At 66.7% G+C, this 21,347-nt stretch carries 16 protein-coding genes; all 16 read right to left on the reverse strand.

Going from position 1 to position 21,347, the window contains the following annotated elements; genetic code table 11:
- Positions 1-36 precede the first annotated feature (36 nt).
- A complete protein-coding gene (gene flgK, locus FHT32_RS02060) occupies positions 37-2,001 on the reverse strand; it encodes a flagellar hook-associated protein FlgK (protein ID WP_176662989.1) in 1,965 nt (654 codons plus the stop codon).
- A 114-nt stretch (positions 2,002-2,115) separates the two neighbouring features.
- Complete coding sequence (locus tag FHT32_RS02065; protein WP_176662990.1) at positions 2,116-3,831, reverse strand: methyl-accepting chemotaxis protein; 1,716 nt, start codon at positions 3,829-3,831, stop codon at positions 2,116-2,118.
- Positions 3,832-3,850: 19 nt separating this feature from the next.
- The gene (locus FHT32_RS02070) at positions 3,851-5,569 is read right to left on the reverse strand and encodes a methyl-accepting chemotaxis protein (protein WP_176663588.1); all 1,719 of its coding nucleotides are present in this window, start codon (positions 5,567-5,569) and stop codon (positions 3,851-3,853) included.
- Positions 5,570-5,646: 77 nt separating this feature from the next.
- Positions 5,647-7,695: a methyl-accepting chemotaxis protein gene (locus FHT32_RS02075; RefSeq protein ID WP_176662991.1), complete on the reverse strand. Its 2,049-nt coding sequence runs from the start codon at positions 7,693-7,695 to the stop codon at positions 5,647-5,649.
- 16 nt (positions 7,696-7,711) lie between these two features.
- Positions 7,712-9,406 carry a methyl-accepting chemotaxis protein gene (locus FHT32_RS02080; protein ID WP_176663589.1) on the reverse strand — a complete coding sequence of 565 codons (1,695 nt, stop codon included), beginning with the start codon at positions 9,404-9,406 and terminating at the stop codon, positions 7,712-7,714.
- 23 nt (positions 9,407-9,429) lie between these two features.
- Positions 9,430-11,031, reverse strand: a complete 1,602-nt coding sequence (locus FHT32_RS02085) for a methyl-accepting chemotaxis protein (RefSeq protein WP_176662992.1) — start codon at positions 11,029-11,031, stop codon at positions 9,430-9,432.
- Positions 11,032-11,094: 63 nt separating this feature from the next.
- Positions 11,095-11,616 (reverse strand): chemotaxis protein CheW, encoded by a 522-nt coding sequence (locus FHT32_RS02090; protein ID WP_176662993.1) that lies wholly within the window; start codon positions 11,614-11,616, stop codon positions 11,095-11,097.
- A gap of 74 nt (positions 11,617-11,690) precedes the next feature.
- On the reverse strand, positions 11,691-13,307 hold the full coding sequence (locus tag FHT32_RS02095) for a methyl-accepting chemotaxis protein (protein ID WP_176662994.1): 1,617 nt from the start codon (positions 13,305-13,307) through the stop codon (positions 11,691-11,693).
- Positions 13,308-13,453: 146 nt separating this feature from the next.
- On the reverse strand, positions 13,454-15,172 hold the full coding sequence (locus FHT32_RS02100) for a methyl-accepting chemotaxis protein (RefSeq protein WP_176662995.1): 1,719 nt from the start codon (positions 15,170-15,172) through the stop codon (positions 13,454-13,456).
- A gap of 15 nt (positions 15,173-15,187) precedes the next feature.
- Positions 15,188-15,469: a hypothetical protein gene (locus tag FHT32_RS02105; RefSeq protein ID WP_176662996.1), complete on the reverse strand. Its 282-nt coding sequence runs from the start codon at positions 15,467-15,469 to the stop codon at positions 15,188-15,190.
- A 7-nt stretch (positions 15,470-15,476) separates the two neighbouring features.
- Positions 15,477-17,045, reverse strand: a complete 1,569-nt coding sequence (locus tag FHT32_RS02110; protein ID WP_176663590.1) for a methyl-accepting chemotaxis protein — start codon at positions 17,043-17,045, stop codon at positions 15,477-15,479.
- A 42-nt stretch (positions 17,046-17,087) separates the two neighbouring features.
- On the reverse strand, positions 17,088-17,600 hold the full coding sequence (locus tag FHT32_RS02115; RefSeq protein ID WP_176662997.1) for a chemotaxis protein CheW: 513 nt from the start codon (positions 17,598-17,600) through the stop codon (positions 17,088-17,090).
- Positions 17,601-17,634: 34 nt separating this feature from the next.
- A complete protein-coding gene (flgJ, locus tag FHT32_RS02120) occupies positions 17,635-18,618 on the reverse strand; it encodes a flagellar assembly peptidoglycan hydrolase FlgJ (RefSeq protein ID WP_176662998.1) in 984 nt (327 codons plus the stop codon).
- A 10-nt stretch (positions 18,619-18,628) separates the two neighbouring features.
- Positions 18,629-19,720, reverse strand: coding sequence for a flagellar basal body P-ring protein FlgI (locus FHT32_RS02125; RefSeq protein WP_176662999.1), 1,092 nt, complete (start codon positions 19,718-19,720; stop codon positions 18,629-18,631).
- A 117-nt stretch (positions 19,721-19,837) separates the two neighbouring features.
- Positions 19,838-20,563 (reverse strand): flagellar basal body L-ring protein FlgH, encoded by a 726-nt coding sequence (locus tag FHT32_RS02130; protein ID WP_256098843.1) that lies wholly within the window; start codon positions 20,561-20,563, stop codon positions 19,838-19,840.
- Entirely contained in the window at positions 20,563-21,345 is a 783-nt protein-coding gene (gene flgG / locus FHT32_RS02135) for a flagellar basal-body rod protein FlgG (RefSeq protein WP_019656705.1), read from the reverse strand. Before flgG ends, FHT32_RS02130 begins: the two co-directional genes overlap by 1 nt.
- Positions 21,346-21,347: the final 2 nt, after the last annotated feature.

The raw sequence follows: 21,347 nt of genomic DNA on the forward strand, positions 1-21,347 counted from the left end.
CCTTGGCTTGGTGGATCTTCCGGACGGACTCCGGGCTCAGCGGCCGATGCCGAGGATGGTGTCGAAGATGGTCGAGGCGGTCTGGATCACCTTCGCGTTGGCCTGGTACATCTGCTGGAACATCAGCAGGTTGGCGGTTTCCTCGTCCTGCACCACGCCCGAGATGGAGTCGCGGCTGGCCTTGATCTGGCTGGTGACGCTGTCCTGCGTGGTGGCGGCCACCTTGATGGCCATGGCGCGGTTGCCGACTTCGCTGACGATCTGCGAGTAGGCGCCGTTGAAGGTGGCCGTGCCGTTGGACATGAGGGTCTTGCGCTGCAGGGCGCCCAGCAGCAGCGCATTGCTGCCGTCCGACACGCCGGAGCTGTTCTTGCCGATGGTGAAGGTGTCGCCGTTCGAGGGCGCGCCGGTCATGGTGACGCTGACGCCGTCGAAGCTCATCTTCGCGCCGGCGGTGTAGGGCACGGGCGCGCCGGCCGCATAGGTGGTGCTGGTGCCGTTGGCCAGCGTGACGGTCACGGCCGAGGCCGCGGGAAAGCCCGTCAGGCTGCCGGTGGCGGCGTCGAAGCTCAGCGTGAGGTTCGCGGCCAGGGGCGTGGCGGGGTAGCTCGCGTCCACGGTGGCCGCGCCCAGCGCGCCGGTGCCCTTGTTGCCGGCTGCGTTGCCTGTGACGATGGGCGATGCCGCCGCCACCTTGGAGGGGTCGCGCGTCAGCACGTCGAGGTCGCGCGCGCCGGTGCGCGTGGGCTGGATCAGGAACGAATCGCCCGCCTGCGCGGTGCCGCTGGCCGCGGCGAGGCTCACGCCGTCGAAGCTGATCGGGAAGGTGGTGAACGCGCCCATCGACTGCTTGTCCGACAGGCGGGTGACGTTGTAGGTGAGCGTGCCGGCCACGTTGGTGACTTCCACGCTGTAGTCGCTGGTCGTGAGTTGCGAGGCGTTGGAGATCGAGGCGCCGATCTCGAGGTTGCCCGTGTTCCTGGCGTTGGAGAGCGCCGCCGGCACGGACTGCGTGAAGAAGTCCTTGCCCAGCGCACCGCCCAGGTCCACGCCCAGCTTGTGCTGCGCGTTCACCGCATCGGCCACCGACATGGCGAGGCGGCCGATGGCGTTCTGCGTGGGAATGAGCGTGTCGCGGCGGAAGGAAAGCAGGCCGCCCAGCACGCCGCCGGTGATGACGCCGTCCGACAGCTCGGCGGTGGTGCCCGCGAAGCCCTGCAGCGCCACGACCTTGCGCGACGGATCGGCCGCGGAGCTCACCGCCGCCATGGTGGATGCGTAGTCGCCCACCACCAGCGACTGGCCGGAGGCGATGAACACGTTGTACTTGCCGTTGTCCTGCTGCAGCACCTTCACGTCGACGACCTGGCTGAGGTCGCTCACGAGCTTGTCGCGCTGGTCGAGCAGGTCGTTGGGCGGCTGGCCGCCGGCCATGGCGCTGATCTGGCTGATCTGCTGGTTGAGGCTGGCGATCTTGCCGGCGTAGGTGTTGATCTGGTCCACACTGCCGACGATCTGGTCGTTGATCGAGGAGTTCAGGTCGGACAGGTACTGGTCGGTCGAGCGGAACTTGCCGGCCAGCGCCTGCGCCGAGCTGATCATCTGCTGGCGCGCGGCGGGGTCGGCCGGCGTGTTGGCCACGCCCTGGACGCTGGTGAAGAAGCTCTGCATCAGCGGCGCGATGCCCGAGGTCTTGTCGGCCAGCAGCGTGTCGATGCGGCTGACCTGCGTGCCGTTGGTGGCGAGCGCGGCCGAGGCCGACTGCGCCATCGACAGCTGCGCGGTCAGGTAGCGGTCATAGCTGCGCGAGACGGTCGTGACGTTGGCGCCCGAGCCGATGAAGCCCGAGCCGCTGGAGATGGCGGCGCCGGTGGCGACCTCGGCCACCTGGCGGCTGTAGCCGGTGGTGTAGGCGTTGGCGGTGTTGTGGGCGGTGGTCATCAGCGCGGTGCGCGCGACGCCCAGGCCGCTCAGACCCGTGTAGAACAGACTTCCGGACATATGGCTTTACCTGTCGATGCGGTGTGTGGGTTGCAGTGGCACCGGTCGCTCGATCTCTTCGATGCGATCCGACGCCTTGGGTCTATATCGGCAGGTGCCGCCGAAAGTTGAGTGTCAGAACTCGGTCCAGTCGCCCTTGGCGTCGCCGGCCATGGCGAGCTGCGGCGCGGCCTTGGCCTGCTGCCGCACCGGCAGGGCCTTGGCGGGGCGTTTCGGGGCAGGCTTTGCAGGCTTCGGGATCGGCGTGATGCGCGTGAAGCCCGGGCGCGTGGTGGCGACGGCGTTGGCGTCGAGCTTGAAGACGCTGACCGCGCGCACGAGGCTGCCAGCCTGTTCCTGCAGCGACTGGGCCGCTGCGGAAGCCTCTTCCACGAGGGCCGCATTCTGCTGGGTGACCTGATCCATCTGCGTGATGGCCTGGTTGATCTGCTCGATGCCCGAAGTCTGTTCCTGGCTGGCTGCTGTGATCTCGCCCATGATGTCCGTCACGCGCTTCACGCTGCCGACGATCTCTTCCATCGTGCGGCCGGCTTCTTCCACCTGCTTGCTGCCTTCCTCGACCTTCTCGACCGAGTCGCCGATCAGTGTCTTGATTTCCTTGGCTGCTGCTGCCGAGCGTTGAGCCAGGCTGCGGACTTCCGAGGCCACCACGGCGAAGCCACGGCCCTGCTCACCAGCGCGGGCGGCTTCAACCGCAGCATTCAGCGCGAGGATGTTGGTCTGGAACGCAATGCCGTCGATCACGCCGATGATGTCCACGATCTTCTTGGACGAGGCATTGATCGACCCCATGGTGTCGACCACCTGGGACACCACGTTGCCGCCCTTCACCGCAACCTCGGACGCCGACACGGCGAGCTGGTTGGCTTGACGCGCGTTGTCGGCGTTCTGCTTCACGGTAGAGGTCAGCTCTTCCATCGAAGCCGCCGTCTGTTCCAGCGAGCTCGCCTGTTCTTCCGTACGCGACGACAGATCCTGGTTGCCCGCCGCAATCTGCCCCGAAGCCGTGGCGATCGTGTCCGTGCCCATGCGCACCTCGCCCACCACCTTGGCCAGGCTGGCATTCATCTCGCGCAGCGCGTGCATCAGCTGCCCCGTCTCGTCGCGGCTTTCCACGACGATGTTCGCGCTCAGGTCGCCGGCGGCCACCGTCTCGGCCACCTCCACCGCGTGGCCCAGCGGGCGCACGATGCCCCGCGTCAGGCGCCAGGAAAACAGCGCGCCCAGCACCAGCGCAATGGCCGACAGCACCAGCAGCGTGGTCTCGCCGCTCGAGTGCTCGGCCTCGATGTCCCGTGCCAGCTCGTCGATGCGGTCGCGCTGGTACGACGCGATCTTCGCCACGGCTTCCTCGTAGACGGCGAGCGCGGGCGCGAACTGGTTGTCGGCCATCTCCATGGCCTCGTCGTTCTTTCCTTCGGCCTTGAGCTTGTTGATCTTGCCGATGATGGTCAGCACGAGCCCGCGCGGCTCGGCCACGCCGGCATACAGCTTCTTCTCTTCCGGGGAGTTCAGCAGTTCCTCGAGCTTCTTCTGCACCGGATTGATCTGCGCCGACTTGTCTGCCCGGGCCTTCTCGAAGTAGGCGACGACCTTGGGGTCGGTGGCCTTGACCATCGCGAAGGAGTTGGCGATGGCCGGCCCGAGCAACACGGACCACTGGTTGGCCAGGCGCTCCTTGACCAGGGCATGCTGCATCACTTCTTCGGTGGCTTTGCCCACGCTCTTCAGGCGCAGCACGCCGGTGGCGGCGATGACCGCCATCAGGAGCAGCACCAGCGCGAAGCCGAGGCCCAGCCGGGTGCCGATTTTCAGGTTGCTCAGGTTCATTTGACTTCCTTCTCCGGTTTCAGAATTCCGTCCAGTCGCCCTTGGCGTCACCGGCCATGGCGAGCTGCGGTGCAGCCTTCGAGTCCTGCCGCTTCGGCAGGGCCTTGGCCGGGCGTTTGGGGGTGGGCTTTGCAGGCTTCGGGATGGGCGTGATGCGCGTGAAGCCAGGGCGCGTGGTGGCCAGGGCGTTGGCATCGAGCTTGAAGATGCTCACGGACTGGACGAGGGTGCCGGCCTGTTCCTGCAGCGACTGGGCTGCTGCGGAAGCCTCTTCGACCAGCGCCGCGTTCTGCTGCGTGACCTGGTCCATCTGCGTGATGGCTTGATTGATCTGCTCGATGCCCGAGGTCTGTTCCTGGCTGGCAGCGGTGATCTCGCCCATGATGTCCGTCACGCGCTTGACGCTTCCCACGATCTCTTCCATCGTGCGACCGGCTTCTTCGACCTGCTTGCTGCCTTCTTCGACCTTCTCGACCGAGTCGCCGATCAGGGTCTTGATTTCCTTGGCTGCTGCTGCCGAGCGTTGAGCCAGGCTGCGGACTTCCGAAGCCACCACTGCGAAGCCGCGCCCTTGCTCGCCTGCACGCGCGGCTTCGACCGCAGCGTTCAGCGCGAGGATGTTGGTCTGGAACGCAATGCCATCGATCACGCCGATGATGTCGACGATCTTCTTGGACGAGGCATTGATCGAGCCCATGGTGTCGACCACCTGGGACACCACATTGCCGCCCTTCACCGCGACTTCCGAGGCGGACACGGCAAGCTGATTGGCTTGACGTGCGTTGTCCGCGTTCTGCTTGACGGTAGAGGTCAGTTCTTCCATCGAAGCCGCCGTCTGCTCCAGCGAACTCGCCTGCTCCTCGGTGCGGGAAGACAGATCCTGATTCCCCGAGGCGATCTGCGCCGATGCGGTGGCGATCGTGTCGGTGCCCGTGCGCACCTCGCTGACGATCTTCACGAGGCTGTCATTCATGCCCTTCAGTGCGTCGAGCAGTTGCCCGGTCTCGTCCGTCGTGTGCGCCTCGATGCGGCTGGTCAGGTCGCCCGAAGCCACGGACTGGGCGACCTTCACGGCTTCCTCCAGCGGCCGGGCGACGATGCGCGCGATCCACAGCGCCAGCCCCAGGCCGAGCGCGACGGCGCCCACCAGCAGGCCGATCACCCAGAGCCTGGCCTGCGCATGCACCGCGTCGGCGGTCTGTCCCGCGTGGACGGCGCCGGCCAGATTCACCTGCGTGAGCCTGTCCAGCGCGGCGTTCATCTCGCGGCTGAGCTGCAGCGACTTGCCGCGGATCATGCCGCTCACCTGGTCCGTGTCCTGCGTGTGGGAGACGGCAATGATCTTCTTGTGCTCCAGCTCGTACTGCGACAGCAGCTTCGCGAACACCGGGTAGACCTCGCGCTCCTCGGGCTCCGAGATGAACGACTCGTATTCGGCGCGCTTCTTCTGCAGTGCCGCCCACGAGGCGTCCATCGCCTTCTCGTACTCGGCCATCTCGTTGAACGAACCCGACAGGGCGTGCGCCATCTCCTGGTTGCGGAAGCCCGAAACCATGCCCTTGAGTTCGAGCAGCGAGCGCGTGGCGGGCAGCCAGTTGGTCGAGAGGTCGGTCGACATCTCGTGGACCTTGCCCAGCTGCAGCACGGAAATCGCGCCCAGGCAGGCCGTGAGCACGAGGACCGCGATGAACGACACGAGAAGCTTGGTCGCGATCTTGAGGTTGTAGAAGGTTTTGATGATCTTTCCTTGGGGGCCGCAGCCCGATAGCTTGTTGGCGCGCGTTGGCGTGTGTTGTTCGTGTGTCCTCGCCGGGCTCAGAACTCGCGCCAGTCGCCCGCATCGGCGGCCGCCAGCCGCGGCCGCGCGGACAGCGACGGTTCGGCGCGCGCGGGGCGGCGCGGTTCTTCGTCCAGCTTGAAGATGCTGACGGCCTGCACGAGGCCGCCGGCCTGTTCGCGCAGCGAATGGGCGGCGGCCGAGGCCTCCTCGACGAGCGCCGCGTTCTGCTGCGTCGCCTGGTCCATCTGCGCGATGGCCTGGTTGATCTGTTCGATGCCGGAGGTCTGCTCCTGGCTCGCGGCGCTGATCTCTCCGATGATGTCGGTCACGCGCCGGACGCTGCCCACGATCTCTTCCATGGTCCGTCCGGCCTCGCCCACCAGGGCGGTGCCCGCGTCGACCTTGCCGACGGAGTCGTCGATCAGGCCCTTGATTTCCCTGGCCGCGGCCGCCGAGCGCTGCGCGAGGCTGCGCACTTCGGAGGCGACCACGGCGAAGCCCTTGCCCTGCTCGCCGGCGCGGGCTGCTTCCACGGCAGCATTCAGCGCGAGGATGTTGGTCTGGAACGCGATGCCGTCGATCACGCCGGTGATGTCCACGATCTTCTTCGACGACGCATGGATCGAGGCCATGGTGTCCACCACCTGGCCCACCACCTCGCCGCCCCTGAGCGCCACCCCGGAGGCCGACAGCGCCAGTTGGTTGGCCTGCCGCGCGTTGTCGGCGTTCTGCTTCACGGTGCCGGTGAGCTCTTCCATCGATGCGGCCGTCTGCTGCAGCGAACTGGCCTGCTCTTCGGTGCGCACCGAGAGGTCCTGGTTGCCGGCCGAGATCTGGCCCGAGGCGGTGGCGATGGCATCCGTGCCGGCGCGCACGCCGCTCACCACGCCGGCCAGGCTCTGGCGCATGCTTTCCACGGCGCGGGTGATCACGCCCATCTCGTCGCGGCGCTCGGAGGCCAGCTGCCGCGACAGGTCGCCGCGGCCCAGGGCCTGCACATGCTCGCTCAGCAGGCCGAGCGGCCGCACCGTGCGGCGGATGAAGACGATCAGCGCGATGCCCAGCACCAGCGCCGCCAGCACGATGCAGGCCGCGATCCATGCCATCTGGCGATAGAGCACGGCCAGCACTTCCGACGCAGGAAACTCAGCCACCACCAGCCAGCCCGCCGCTTCGCTCCTGGCCACCGAGGCATAGCGCTGCTGGCCCTCGGCCGGGGCGAGCACCGGGCGCGCGTCCTCGATCCACATTGCGTCGGCGGCCGAGATCCGCGACAGCCAGGCTGCCGATGCGTCGTCCTGCAGGAGCTCGGCCATCTTCCTGCCCGCAGCCGTGGGATGGAAGACCAGCGTTGCCGCACCGCCGGCGCCCGCCGGGTCGACGATGTAGAGCCCGCCGGTGTCGAAGATCCGCGTTCCGCTCACGGCTTCGCCGAAGGAGGCCTGCTGCCGGGAGATGTCCAGGCCGATGTAGAGCACCGCCACGACGCGGCCGCCTGCATCGCGCACCGGCTCGTAGACGGTCATGTAGGGACGCCCGAAGAGCGTGATGCGCCCCACGAAACGCTTGCCTTCGCGCAGCACGGGATACGCCCCGCTCTTGCGGTCCAGCAGCGTGCCGACGGCGCGCTCGCCGTTCTCCTTCTTCACCGAGGTGGTGACGCGGCGGAAGTCGTCGCCCTGCGCAATGAACACGGTGGCATTGGCGCCGGGGAAATCGCGCGCGAAGGCATCCACTTCGGCGATGCGCGACGCGTCGATGGGCGTGCCGTCGCTGCTCAGGGTTCCCTGCCCCGTGCTGTCGAGCACGAGGCTGGACGCGAACTGGCGCCGGAAGACGCCGAAGGCGTTCTCCGCCGTGAGGCGCATAGTCTGGTCGAAGATGTCCAGCGAACGGGCGATGGCCTCGGCCTTCGCATTGGCGTACTGGGCAGCGCTGCGCTTCTGCTGCGCGGAAGCCATCGCGTAGAAGACCGCCAGCACCAGCGTCGCCACCAGCAGCATGCCGCCGGCCGCGGCCAGGGTCATGGTGCGGGCGAGCGGAACGAAGGCGTGCTCGCGCCTTGCGGGGTTCGCGGTATTCATGAAGAGTGCTCCCGGCTCAGAACTCGCGCCAGTCACCGGCACTGGCGACCGCCAGTTGCGGCGCGGCGGGCAGCGATGGAGCGGCACGCGCGAGGGCCGGCGCCTCGGCCTGCGCGCGGGAAGCGACTTGCTGGTCTTCACCCAGCCTGAAGATGCTGACAGCGCGCACGAGGATGCCGGCCTGCTCCTGCAGCGACTGGGCCGCTGCGGAAGCCTCTTCCACGAGGGCCGCGTTCTGCTGGGTCACCTGGTCCATCTGCGTGATGGCTTGGTTGATCTGCTCGATGCCCGAGGTCTGTTCCTGGCTGGCTGCCGTGATCTCGCCCATGATGTCCGTCACGCGCTTCACGCTGCCGACGATCTCTTCCATCGTGCGGCCTGCTTCTTCCACCTGCTTGCTGCCCTCTTCGACCTTCTCCACCGAGTCGCCGATCAGCGTCTTGATCTCCTTGGCTGCGGCAGCGGAGCGTTGAGCCAGGCTGCGGACCTCCGAGGCAACCACCGCGAAGCCGCGCCCTTGCTCGCCTGCACGCGCGGCTTCGACCGCGGCGTTCAGCGCCAGGATGTTGGTCTGGAACGCAATGCCATCGATCACGCCGATGATGTCCACGATCTTCTTGGACGAAGCATTGATCGAGCCCATGGTGTCGACCACCTGGGACACCACATTGCCGCCCTTCACCGCGACTTCCGAGGCAGACACAGCCAGTTGGTTCGCCTGCCGCGCGTTGTCCGCGTTCTGCTTGACGGTAGAGGTCAGCTCTTCCATCGACGCCGCCGTCTGTTCCAGCGAGCTGGCCTGTTCTTCCGTGCGCGACGACAGATCCTGATTTCCCGACGCGATCTGGCTCGAGGCCGTGGCGATGGTTTCGCTCGAATCCTTGATCTCCACGACGATCGACGTCAGTTGCGACTGCATCTTCTGGATGGAGCGCAGCAGGCTGTTGTCATGCGCGGCGTCGGCTTCGACCGCCAGCGACAGGTCGCCGCCGGCGATGCGGCCGACCACGTCGGCGGCGTATTGCGGCTCGCCGCCGAGCTGGCGTCCCATCAGGCGCGCAACCAGCACGCCCAGCCCGACGCTGACCATGATGCCCGCCAGCGCCAGGCCGAGCATCGTCAGCCTGGAGCTCTTGTAGGTTTCGTCGGCATGCACGGCACGCTCGCGCGCAAGATCCTTGCTGTAGGCGACCATGCGCTGGAGCACTTCCTCCAGGCCGCGCGATTCCTTCAGCAGGCGCGCGCTGTCCTCGCTCACCTGGTTGTCGAACTGGGAGCTGTCCAGCGGCTGCTTGTTCAGCAGGGCCACGAAGTCGTTCATGTGCGCCGTCAGCGGCCCGATCAGCGCCTCGAACTGGCCGAACAGCTTGGCGCCCTCCTCGGTTTCTCCGAAGAAGGACTTGACCTCCGCGGCACGCGCCGAGAGGTTCTCGACGGATGCCTTGACCTCGTTCGCGCCCGCATTGCGTTCGCCGCGCGTGCCGGCCGACAGCAGCGTCATCTGCGCGCGGCTGGCGTACAGCAGGCGGATGTTGGCGTCCTGCACCGCCTGCAGGGCGCGAAGCTCGTTGGCATAGAGCGCCTCGGTCGACGCACTGATGCGCCCCATGTGAAAGATGCCGAGCGCGCTCACCGCTGCGCCGATGGCCGCGACCACGAGAAAGCTGATGATCAGCCGGACGGTGACGCGAAGGTTCTGAAACCACTGCATTGCTTTGCCTTCCATTTCTTCCTTCATGCCGCCGACGCCGTGAACGCCAGCCGATGTGCCTGGCCTTCGGCATGGCTGCCGCCCAGGCGGAACACGCCGACCACCTGCGACAGGCTGCCGGCCTGCTCCCGCAGCGACTGGGCAGCGGCCGAGGCTTCCTCGACCAGCGCCGCGTTCTGCTGCGTCACATGGTCCATCTGCGTGATGGCTTGATTGATCTGCTCGATGCCCGAGGTCTGTTCCTGGCTGGCAGCGGTGATCTCGCCCATGATGTCCGTCACGCGTTTCACGCTGCCCACGATCTCTTCCATCGTGCGGCCGGCCTCTTCCACCTGCTTGCTGCCCTCTTCGACCTTCTCCACGGAGTCGCCGATCAGCGTCTTGATTTCCTTGGCTGCTGCAGCGGAACGTTGAGCTAGGCTGCGGACCTCGGAAGCAACGACAGCAAAGCCGCGCCCCTGCTCACCAGCGCGGGCGGCTTCAACCGCAGCATTCAGCGCCAGGATGTTGGTCTGGAACGCAATGCCATCGATCACGCCGATGATGTCGACGATCTTCTTCGACGAGGCATTGATCGACCCCATGGTGTCGACCACCTGGGACACCACGTTGCCGCCCTTCACCGCGACTTCCGAGGCGGACACGGCAAGCTGGTTGGCCTGCCGCGCGTTGTCGGCGTTCTGCTTGACGGTAGAAGTCAGCTCCTCCATCGAAGCCGCCGTCTGCTGCAGCGAACTCGCCTGCTGCTCCGTGCGCGAAGAAAGATCCTGGTTGCCCGAGGCGATCTGCCCGGAAGCCGTGGCGATCGTCTCCGTGCCGCTGCGCACTTCGCCCACCACCTTCGCCAGGTTCGCGTTCATGTTCTTGAGCGCCTGCATCAGCTGGCCGGCCTCGTCGCGGCCGTGCACTTCGATGCGCGCGCTCAGGTCGCCCGCGGCCACCGTCTCTGCGACCTCCACGGCCTGCGCGAGCGGGCGCACGATGCTGCGCGAGATGAAGAAAGCGAAGATGGCGCCGCACACCACCGTCAGGAAGGTCAGCAGCATCTGCAGGTTGAAGGCGCGCGCGTTCGCCGCGTCGATGGCCTTGCTCATGTCGTCGATGGCCTTGCGCTCCAGCGACAGCAAGTCGAGCACGCGGGTTTCATAGGCCTTGGCGGCCGGCTGGAAGACTTCCTTGAAGACGCGCGCGGTCGCCACCGTGTCGCCGCCAGCCTTGGCCTTGCCCACGTCCTCCTTCGCGGCCTGGTACTTCGCGCGCAGCTCGATGATGGACTTGAGGATCGCCTTCTCTTCGTCCGTCACCAGCAGCTTCTCGACCTTGGCGATGGTCTCGCTGCCTTTCTTCACGCTGTCGGAGATGACGTCGGCAAAGACCACCGGCAGGCTCTCGTCGGTGGTGCGGGCGATCATCGACGTGCGGGCGATGGCCGAATAGGTGAGCACGTACCAGTCGGAGATGAGCCGCTCCTTGGCGAGCGGGCTTTCCATCATGACCCGGGTGGCCTCGGCGTTCTTGAGCGAGGAAACCAGCGCGATGGCGGTCGAGACCACGGTCAGGCCCAGCACGACCGCGAAGGCCAGCGCCAGCCGGTTGCCGATGCGGAGATTGGAGAAGAACTTCATGGTGCAGCCATTCAAGGGTGAAGATTCGGAACCGGTGCCGGCCATGCGGCCGTGGCGCCGGGCTCAGGCGGTGGCGGCCGCTTCGACCAGGCCCATTTCCTCGCTGGACATGAGCCGGTCGATGTCCACCAGGATCAGCATCCGGTCCTCCAGCGTGCCCAGCCCTATCAGGTAGTCCGCGTCCAGCACCGAACCCATCTCCGGCGCAGGCTTGATCTGCTCGGCCGCCAGCGTGATCACGTCCGACACGCTGTCCACCACCATCCCCACCACCCGCCCGCCGATGTTCAACACGATCACCACCGTGAACTGGTCGTACGTCGGTTCCCCCAGCCTGAACTTGATGCGCATGTCGATGATCGGGACGATGATCCCGCGCAGGTTCACCACCCCCTTGATGTATTCCGGCGCGTTCGCGATGCGCGTCACCGCGTCGTACCCGCGCAGCTCCTGCACCTTCTGGATGTCTATGCCGTATTCCTCTTCGCCCAGCTTGAAGGTCACGACCTCCAGGCGCGACGCGCCAGCGGCCGCTGCCGACGTGGATGCGGCTTGTTGCAGGGGATCTTTTGCCTTGTTCAGCATCTTTTCTTCTCCGGATTGAATGGGGTTGGTGTGTTCGCGTGGCTTCGTGCGGGTTCAGGCGGGCTCAGGCCGGTTCATGCGGCTTCGGCGACCGCCTCTGCGGTCTCGGCCCTGAACACGCGCACGGCCTTCACGAGGCCGTCGGCCTGCTCCTGCAGCAGCTGGGCGGTGGCCGAGGCTTCCTCGACCAGCGCTGCGTTCTGCTGCGTCACCTGGTCCATCTGCGTGATGGCCTGGTTGATCTGCTCGATGCCCTGGGTCTGCTCCCGGCTGGCTGCGGTGATCTCGCCCATGATGTCGGTCACGCGCCTGACGCTGCCCACGATCTCTTCCATCGTGCGGCCGGCTTCCTCCACCTGCTTGCTGCCTTCCTCGACCTTCTCCACGGAATCGCCGATGAGGGTCTTGATCTCCTTGGCGGCGGCGGCGGAACGTTGCGCGAGGCTTCGCACTTCGGAAGCCACCACGGCAAAGCCCTTGCCCTGCTCGCCCGCACGCGCGGCCTCGACCGCCGCATTCAGCGCGAGGATGTTGGTCTGGAACGCAATGCCGTCGATCACGCCGATGATGTCCACCACCTTCTTCGACGAAGCATTGATCGAGCCCATGGTGTCGACCACCTGCGAGACGACGCTGCCGCCCTTCACCGCGACTTCGGAGGCGGATACGGCCAGCTGGTTCGCCTGCATGGCGTTGTCGGCGTTCTGCTTCACGGTAGAGGTCAGCTCTTCCATCGAGGCGGCCGTCTGCTCCAGCGAGCTGGCCTGCTGCTCCGTGCGCGAGGAGAGATCCTGGTTGCCCGAAGCGATCTGGCTCGAGGCCGACATCACGCCCGCCACGTTGGCGCCCACGTCCGCGACGATCGCGAACAGGTTCGCGCTCATCTGGTTCAGGGCGCGCAGCAGGCCGGTGATCTCGTCGCCGCGCCGCACCTCGAAGCGCGCGAGGTCGCCGCCGGCGATGGCGCGCGCAACGTGCACCGCCTCGTCCAGCGGGCGGAACACCGTGCGGGCGAGGAACTGGCCCAGCCCCAGCCATGCGAGGGCGAAGCCCGCACCGCCGGCGGCCATGGCACCCGCAAGCCAGCTGTGCGTGCCAGCGGATGCGGCCAGCCGCGAGGCCTCCATCCAGCCCGCGATGCCCAGCCCCAGCGACAGCAGCGCCGCGGCGGAGGCCACGGCGAAGACCCGGCGGCGAACCGGAATGCGGCGCAGCCGGGCCAGCGGGCTGGTCCATCCGCGAGAGACCACTTCGCCCTGCAGCAGTTCGATGTCCTTCGCGCGGCCTTCGCGGATGCGGGCGTACAGCGCCTCGGCCTCCGCCACTTCGGTGCGGCCCGGCTTGCTGCGCACGGACATGTAGCCCTGCGTGCGGCCATCGCGGCGGATCGGCGTGACGTTGGCCAGCACCCAGTAGAAGTCGCCGTTCTTGCGGCGGTTCTTGATGAGCCCGGTCCAGGGCAGGCCCTGGCCCAGCGTCTGCCACAGGTCGGCGAAAGCCTCGGGTGGCACGTCGGGATGGCGCACGATGTTGTGCGCCTTGCCCATGAGCTCGGCCACGGTGAAGCCGCTGGCCTCGACGAAGGCCGGGTTGACGTAGGTGATGCGACCCTTCAGGTCGGTGCGGGACACCAGGGCGGCATCGGGCGACAGTTCGTATTCGATGCCGGTGACGGGCAGGTTGACGCGCATGGTCTTTCGGCTTCCCTGTCAGTCCAGTACCACCAGGCGGGCACCGATTTCCGGATTCTTCAGACTCATTGCTCTCTTTCTTCAACAACAGGTATCGGGGTTCGTCCTGTTATCGGCATCGGAGCGCAAGACTTGAGTCTTTTTTCTCAGAACTCGGTCCAGTCGCCCTTTGCGCCGCCGGCCATGGCGAGCCGCGGCGCGGCCTTGGCCTGCTGCCGCACCGGCAGGGCCTTGGCCGGGCGCTTGGGCACTGGCCTGGCAGGCGTCGGGATCGGCGTGATGCGCGTGAAGGCGGGACGTGTGGGGGCCACGGCACTGGCATCGAGCTTGAAAACGCTGACCGCACGCACGAGGCTGCCGGCCTGTTCCTGCATGGACTGCGCCGCCGCCGAGGCTTCCTCGACCAGCGCGGCGTTCTGCTGCGTGGCCTGGTCCATCTGCGTGATGGCCTGGTTGATCTGCTCGATGCCCGAGGTCTGTTCCTGGCTCGCAGCGGTGATCTCGCCCATGATGTCGGTCACGCGCTTCACGCTACCGACGATTTCTTCCATCGTGCGGCCAGCTTCTTCCACCTGCTTGCTGCCCTCTTCGACCTTCTCGACCGAGTCGCCGATCAGGGTCTTGATTTCCTTGGCTGCAGCAGCGGAGCGTTGAGCCAGGCTGCGGACTTCCGAAGCCACCACGGCAAAGCCACGGCCTTGCTCACCAGCGCGGGCGGCTTCGACAGCCGCATTCAACGCGAGGATGTTGGTCTGGAACGCGATGCCGTCGATCACGCCGATGATGTCCACGATCTTCTTGGACGAGGTATTGATCGCACCCATCGTGTCGACCACTTGCGAGACGACGTTGCCGCCCTTCACGGCCACTTCCGAGGCGGACACGGCAAGCTGATTGGCTTGACGGGCGTTGTCCGCGTTCTGCTTCACGGTAGAGGTCAGCTCCTCCATCGAAGCCGCCGTCTGCTCCAGCGAACTCGCTTGCTCTTCCGTACGCGATGACAGATCCTGATTCCCCGAGGCGATCTGCCCCGAGGCCGTGGCAATGGTGTCAGTACCCGTGCGCACCTCGCTCACGATCCTCACGAGGCTTTCGTTCATCTCCTTGAGCGCGAGCATCAGCCGGCCGGTCTCGTCCTTCGAGCGCACCTCGATGCGCGCACTGAGGTCACCGCCGGCGACCTTCTCCGCCACCTGCACCGCCGCGCCGACAGGCCGGGTGATCGAACGCGTGATGAGCCACGCGATGCCTGTGCCGAGCAGGACGGCGATGCCGCCCAGCAGCAGCATCAGGTTGCGCGACCATGCATAGCCGTCGATGGCCTCCTGGTTGGCCTCCATCGAGCGCCGCTCCTGATGTTCGGCCATGGCGTCGAGCTCCGCGAGCAAGGCCCGCGCGGCCGGCTGGAACTTCGAGATGAAGATTGCCGATGCCTCGTCGTTCCTGTTCTGCAGGGCGAGCTCCCCGAGCTGGGTGTTCAGCGGCGCGAGCACCGTGACCTTCTCGTCGATTCGCGCCAACAGCGCCTTGCCTTCGGAGGAGGCCAGCAGCTTGGCCAGCACGCCACGGCTTTCGGTGAAGCGCTCCCTCGCCGCGGCGAGCTTCTTGATCTCCTCGCGCATGGCGGCATCGTCGACCATGAGGATCAGGTTGCCGTCGAGGATGGCGATGTCGCGAATGGCGTCCACCATCTTGTTGACCGAAGCCACCTTGACGTTGTTGTTCGTGACGATGCCGTTCAGCCGCGCCTGGATGTCGGTCATTGCACGGAGTCCGAGGCCGGCAATGCCGACCAGCAGCAAGAGAACAACGGCAAAGCCCGCGCCGAGACGAGTACCTATCTTGAGATTGAGAAACGAGTTCATTGAGAGAGAGTTTTTTCAGGAATCCTGGGCATTGACGTGCTCGAACACCCGGTCGAGCCGCTCGGAGACCTTCACGGCGTCGTGGGTCGAACGGGTGACCGAGTGCATGACGATCCAGACGATGGCGACGGCGGTGAACAACGCGGCCACGCCCAGGGCGCAGACCGTCAGGCGCGCCCATTCGTAGCCGGCGCCGGCCCCGAAGCCGAGGCTCAGCGCCACGACCAGCATCGTCAGGAGAATGGCGAAGCGCGTGCCGATGCGCAGGGCGCGCCTGGGACTGAGACGTGTGCGCATGGGTGCTTCAGACCGCCTCTGCCTCTTCGACTTCGGCGTCGAGCTTGAAGGTGCTGACAGCGCGCACGAGGTTCTCGGCCTGTTCCTGCAGCGACTGGGCCGCTGCGGAAGCCTCTTCCACGAGGGCCGCGTTCTGCTGCGTGACCTGGTCCATCTGCGTGATGGCCTGGTTGATCTGCTCGATGCCCGAGGTCTGCTCCTGGCTCGCAGCGGTGATCTCGCCCATGATGTCCGTCACGCGCCTGACGCTGCCCACGATCTCTTCCATCGTGCGACCGGCTTCTTCCACCTGCTTGCTGCCTTCTTCGACCTTCTCGACAGAGTCGCCGATCAGCGTCTTGATTTCCTTGGCTGCCGCTGCCGAGCGCTGGGCCAGGCTTCGCACCTCGGATGCGACGACAGCGAAGCCCTTGCCCTGCTCGCCCGCACGCGCGGCCTCGACCGCCGCGTTCAGCGCGAGGATGTTGGTCTGGAACGCGATGCCGTCGATCACGCCGATGATGTCGACGATCTTCTTGGACGAGGCATTGATCGAGCCCATCGTGCCGACCACCTGCGAGACCACGCTGCCGCCCTTCACGGCCACTTCCGAAGCGGACACCGCGAGCTGGTTCGCCTGCCGCGCGTTGTCCGCGTTCTGCTTCACCGTCGATGTCAGCTCTTCCATCGAGGCCGCCGTCTGCTCCAGCGAGCTGGCCTGCTCTTCCGTGCGCGACGAGAGATCCTGGTTGCCCGCGGCGATCTGCCGCGATGCCACCGCGATCGAATCGGTGGACGCCTTGATGCGGGTCACGAGGTCGGTGAGCGTGTCCTCCATCTCGCCCATGCCGCGCAGCAGCCGGCCGAAGTCGCCGCCGCGCTCGGTCTCGAATTCCTGACTCAGGTCGCCCGCGGCCACCGTTTCCGCGATGAGCAGCGCCTCGCCGATGGGCTGCACGATGCTGCGCGTCAGCAGCCATGCGATCGCGCTACCCGCCACGATGGCGAGCGCGGCCAGCCCGACGATCCACCTGCGGCCCGACCGGTACTGGTCGCCGATGCCGGCGGCGGCCTTGTCGATCTCCTGCTGCTGGTGGCTCACCATGGCACGGATGCTCGCGTCGTAGGCGTCCAGCGCGGGCAGCAGGCGCGTGTCGGTCAGCTGCGCCGCTTCGTCCTTGCGGCCGTCGCCCTTGAGCTTGAGGATCTGGTTGCGCAGCTCTACGTAGTCGCCGCGCTTCTTCTTGATGTCCGCGCTCAGCGCCAGTTCTTCGGACGAGTCCAGCATCGCCTCGAGCTTCTTCTGCGTCTCGGTGATGAGGGCGCTGGTGGCCGAGATGTTCTTCTGCAGGTACTCCTGCACGGCCGGATCGTCGCTCTTGAGCAGCGAGAAGGTGCGGATGCTGTTGGTGTTGGTGCCCAGCTGCCAGGCGGCCGCCAGGCGCTCCTTGGCGAGCGAATCGCCGGCCATGCCTGCGGTCGCGTCGCCCACGGCCTGCAGGCGCAGCACGCCGATGCCGGCGATGAGCACCAGCAGCGCCAGCAAGCACGCGAATACGACGCCCATGCGCCGCCCCACTGTCCAGTTCTTCATCATGCGGAACATTTGCTTGTCTCTTTGTTGTTCGGGTTGGGGCGCTCAGGCGGCGATCTTCTCGACCAGGCCCATTTCCTCGCTGGACATGAGCCGGTCGATGTCCACCAGGATCAGCATCCGGTCTTCCAGCGTGCCCAGCCCGATCAGGTAGTCCGCATCCAGCACCGAACCCATCTCCGGCGCAGGCTTGATCTGCTCGGCCGCCAGCGTGATCACGTCCGACACGCTGTCCACCACCATCCCCACCACCCGCCCGCCGATGTTCAGCACGATCACCACCGTGAACTGGTCGTACGTCGGCTCGCCCAGCCTGAACTTGATGCGCATGTCGATGATCGGAACGATGATCCCGCGAAGGTTCACCACCCCCTTGATGTATTCCGGCGCATTCGCGATGCGCGTCACCGCGTCGTACCCGCGCAGCTCCTGCACCTTCTGGATGTCTATGCCGTATTCCTCTTCGCCCAGCTTGAAGGTCACGACCTCCAGGGGGGCGCCCGCGCCCTGTTGCTGGGGCGCCTGCGCGCGTGCTGTTCCTGCTGCGATCTCTGCCATGGGTCTTCCTTGATGCGGTGAGCGCGCTCGCGGCTCAGCCGAATTTCTGCATGATGCGAACCAGCTTCTCGCCGTAGCGCGGATCGGTCGCGTAGCCGGCGCGCTGCAGGCCGTGGGCGGCCTCTGTCGGGTCGTCGGTGGCCAGCACGTTCGCGTAGCGCGGGTTGCGGGTGATGAAGCGGGCGTAGTCGGTGAAGGCTTCCTCGTACGAGCCGTAGGCGCGGAACTTCGCGCGCACCTTCTGCGGTTCGCCGTCGACGTACTCGGTGGTGGTGGTCTCGACCGTCGGGCCCTTCCAGCTGCGGTCGGCCTTGATGCCGAACAGGTTGAAGCTCTGCGTGCCGTCGTCGGCGCGGATCTCGCGCTTGCCCCAGCCCGATTCGAGCGCGGCCTGCGCGAGGATCAGCGGCGCGGGCACGCCGCTGGCCGCGCTCGCGGCCTGCGCCGATGCGCCCATGCGCCCGACGAACTCGTCGGCCTGCGCCTGCAGCGAGGCATTCGCTCCGGTGCCCGGTGCGCGCCGCTCGCTGTTGACCTGGTAGATGCCGAGGTCGGCCGTGCGCGCCGTCGATGCGACAGGAGCCGAACCGATCGGAATGCCTGCACGCGCGCCCAACGGGAAGCCGGGCAGGGCCGGATCCAGTGGCATCGGCTTCACGCCGATCTCCGCATCGGCCTGCGCGTCGGGCGGGCCCGAGGGCATGCTGCGGCGCAGTTGCGCGAGCATCGCTTCGGCCAGCCCCACGCCGCGCCCCGAGAGGTTCTGCGTGAGCTGCTGGTCGAACATCGACAGGTACACCTTCTGGTCCTGGCTGTCGAAGAGCCCGCTCGAAGGCGTCGCCTCGCGCATGCTCTTGAGCACCATGTTCATGAACAACGCCTCGAACTGCCGCGAGACCTGCTGCAGGCCTTCCTCCGGCGAGCTGCGCACGGTGTGCCGCAGGGCGTCCACGCCCTGCACGTCGAGCGCGAAGCGCTGGTCGAGCGCGCCGCTGCGGTCGGTGGCGGATACGGTCATTGCACCGGCCTCAGATGATTTCCAGCTCGGCGCTCAGTGCGCCGGCCGACTTCATGGCCTGGAGGATCGACACCAGGTCCTGCGGATTCGCGCCCAGGCTGTTGAGCCCCTTGACCACGTCCGACAGCGAAGCGCCGCCGCGCACCATCTGGATCGCGCCGCCGCCCTGGTTCACTGAGATCTGCGAGGTCTGCGCCGCGACCGTGCTGCCGCCCGAGAACGCACCCGGCTGGCTGATGACCGGCTCGGTGTTGATGACCACCGACAGGTTGCCGTGCGCGATGGCGCAGTCCTTCACGCGAACCGCCTGGTTCATCACCACCGAGCCCGTGCGCGCATTCACGACGACGCGGGCACCTGCCTGCGTGGGTGTCACTTCCAGGTCTTCCAGCCGCGCGAGAAAACCCACGCGCTGCTGCGGCTCAGGTGCGCGCACCCGGATCGAGCGCGCATCGATGGCCTCGGCCGTGCCCGAACCGAACTGCCGGTTGATCGCATCCACCGCGCGCTGCGTAGTGCCGAAGTCGGAGCGGTTGAGCTCGATAGAGAAAGTGCCCTCGGCGCCCACCGGCGCCTCCACGGTGCGCTCCACCAGCGCGCCGGCCGGAATGCGCCCCGAGCTGAGCTGGTTGACCTGCACCTTGCTCCCGTTGGCCGACGCACCCGCGCCGCCGACCACCATGTTCCCTTGCGCCACCGCGTACGTCATGCCGTCCACGCCCTTGAGCGGCGTCATCAGCAGCGTGCCGCCGCGCAGGCTCTTCGCATTGCCCATGGAAGACACCGTCACGTCGATGTTCTGCCCCGGCCGCGCGAACGAAGGCAGCGTGGCCGTGACCATCACCGCCGCCACATTCTTCAGCTGCATGTTCACGCCCTGAGGAATCGTGATGCCCAGCTGCTGCAGCATGTTGTTCAGGCTCTGCGTGGTGAACGGCGTCTGCATCGTCTGGTCGCCCGTGCCGTCCAACCCCACCATCAGCCCATAGCCGATCAGCGGGTTGTCGCGCACGCCCTGGATGCTCGCCAGCTCCTTGAGCCGCTCCGCATGCGCAGGCGCGAAGAACAAAGACGCAACCACCGCAACCGCCGCGATGCGCAAGCGAGCAGAAAATTTCGTGGGATGCCATGGAACCGGCTTTGCCGGGCCATTGGCATCGCCCCCTGCAAGGGGGTGGGAGTAGCGACACGAAGTGCGCGAAGCCTGGGGGTGTTTCATTTAAAACGGCATGACGTTTAGGAAGATGCGCTGCATCCAGCCCATGGTCTGGGCCTCGTCGATGTAGCCCTTGGCCGAGTACTCGATGCGCGCATCGGCCACCAATGTGGAGGGCACCGTGTTGTTGCCCGATACGGTGCGCGGGTTCACCACGCCCGAGAAGCGGATGTATTCCGTGCCCTGGTTGATGCCCATCTGCTTCTCGCCGCTCACCAGCAGGTTGCCGTTGGGCATCACGTCCGTCACCGTGACCGTGATCACGCCGTTGAAGGTGTTGTTGGCGTTGGCGCCGCCCTTGGCATCGAGCTTGTTGGTGCCCGAGAGATTCGTGCCCTGCCCGTCGAGCAGGCCGCCGATGAGCTTGGGAATGGCGGAGAACACGCTCGTGGTGCTGCCCGTGCGGCTGGCGTTCGCACCCGAATTCTTGGTGGCGTTGACCTTTTCGCTGATGAGGATGGTCAGGATGTCGCCGACGTTGCGCGGCCTGCGGTCCTCGAAGAGCGCGTTGGCGCCGGGGCCGTCCTGGAAGATCGCGCCGGGCGAGCGCCGGGACTGCACCGCCGCGTAGCTGTCGGCGCGCGCGGTCATCGGCTGGTGCACCAGCGGCTCGCGCGGAACCTGCGCGCAGCCGGTGGCCAGCACCGCCGCCGTAGCCACGAGCAGCGGCCGCAGCCGTGCCCTCGCACCGGCCGCACAACGGCGAAGAAGACGCAGCGCCTCAAGCATCACAGCTGGGCCAGTCGCTGCAGCATCTGGTCCGAGGTCTGGACCGCCTTGCTGTTGATCTCGTACGAGCGCTGGGTGGCGATCATGTTGACCAGCTCTTCCACCACGTTCACGTTCGAGGCTTCCACGTAGCCCTGGCTCAGCGTGCCCGCGCCGTCGACGCCCGGGTTCACCTGGTTGGGTGCACCCGATGCGTCGGTCTCGGCATAGAGGTTCTCGCCCTTGCTCTGCAGGCCCGTGGGGTTGACGAAGGTGGCGAGCTGCAGCTGGCCGATCTGCACGGTGTTGGTGCTGCCCGCCTGCACGACCGAAACGATTCCGTCGCGGCCCACGGTGATGCTGGTGGCGTTGGCCGGCACGGTGATGGCGGGCTGCACGGGGAAGCCGCTGGCGGTGACGAGCTGGCCCTCGCGATCGGTCTGGAACGAGCCGTCGCGCGTGTACGAGGTCGTGCCGTCGGGCATCAGCACCTGGAAGAAGCCGCTGCCGTTGATGGCCACGTCGGTGGGCTTGTCGGTCTTGGTGAGGTTGCCTTGCGAGTGGATGCGCTCGGTGGCGACCACGTGCACGCCAGTGCCGACCTGCAGGCCCGAGGGCAGGCGCGTCTGGTCCGACGACTGGCCGCCGACCTGGCGCAGGTTCTGGTAGACGAGGTCCTCGAACACGGCGCGGCTGCGCTTGAAGCCGGTGGTGCCGACGTTGGCGAGGTTGTTGGAGACCACGTCGAGCTGCGTCTGCTGCGCATCGAGGCCGGTCTTGGCGATGTAGAGGGAGCGGATCATTT

This window comes from Variovorax sp. SG517 (assembly GCF_013376045.1).
Classification (GTDB): domain Bacteria; phylum Pseudomonadota; class Gammaproteobacteria; order Burkholderiales; family Burkholderiaceae_C; genus Variovorax.

Excerpts from the sequence above, each read along its gene's own strand:
- FHT32_RS02080 (WP_176663589.1), bottom strand. The coding sequence starts at position 9,406 with ATGCAGTGGTTTCAGAACCTTCGCGTCACCGTCCGGCTGATCATCAGC.
- FHT32_RS02110 (WP_176663590.1), bottom strand. The coding sequence starts at position 17,045 with ATGATGAAGAACTGGACAGTGGGGCGGCGCATGGGCGTCGTATTCGCG.
- FHT32_RS02105 (WP_176662996.1), bottom strand. The coding sequence starts at position 15,469 with ATGCGCACACGTCTCAGTCCCAGGCGCGCCCTGCGCATCGGCACGCGC.
- flgK (WP_176662989.1), bottom strand. The coding sequence starts at position 2,001 with ATGTCCGGAAGTCTGTTCTACACGGGTCTGAGCGGCCTGGGCGTCGCG.
- FHT32_RS02075 (WP_176662991.1), bottom strand. The coding sequence starts at position 7,695 with ATGAATACCGCGAACCCCGCAAGGCGCGAGCACGCCTTCGTTCCGCTC.
- FHT32_RS02100 (WP_176662995.1), bottom strand. The coding sequence starts at position 15,172 with ATGAACTCGTTTCTCAATCTCAAGATAGGTACTCGTCTCGGCGCGGGC.
- FHT32_RS02130 (WP_256098843.1), bottom strand. The coding sequence starts at position 20,563 with ATGCTTGAGGCGCTGCGTCTTCTTCGCCGTTGTGCGGCCGGTGCGAGG.
- FHT32_RS02065 (WP_176662990.1), bottom strand. The coding sequence starts at position 3,831 with ATGAACCTGAGCAACCTGAAAATCGGCACCCGGCTGGGCCTCGGCTTC.
- FHT32_RS02085 (WP_176662992.1), bottom strand. The coding sequence starts at position 11,031 with ATGAAGTTCTTCTCCAATCTCCGCATCGGCAACCGGCTGGCGCTGGCC.
- FHT32_RS02115 (WP_176662997.1), bottom strand. The coding sequence starts at position 17,600 with ATGGCAGAGATCGCAGCAGGAACAGCACGCGCGCAGGCGCCCCAGCAA.
- FHT32_RS02090 (WP_176662993.1), bottom strand. The coding sequence starts at position 11,616 with ATGCTGAACAAGGCAAAAGATCCCCTGCAACAAGCCGCATCCACGTCG.
- flgJ (WP_176662998.1), bottom strand. The coding sequence starts at position 18,618 with ATGACCGTATCCGCCACCGACCGCAGCGGCGCGCTCGACCAGCGCTTC.
- FHT32_RS02095 (WP_176662994.1), bottom strand. The coding sequence starts at position 13,307 with ATGCGCGTCAACCTGCCCGTCACCGGCATCGAATACGAACTGTCGCCC.
- flgG (WP_019656705.1), bottom strand. The coding sequence starts at position 21,345 with ATGATCCGCTCCCTCTACATCGCCAAGACCGGCCTCGATGCGCAGCAG.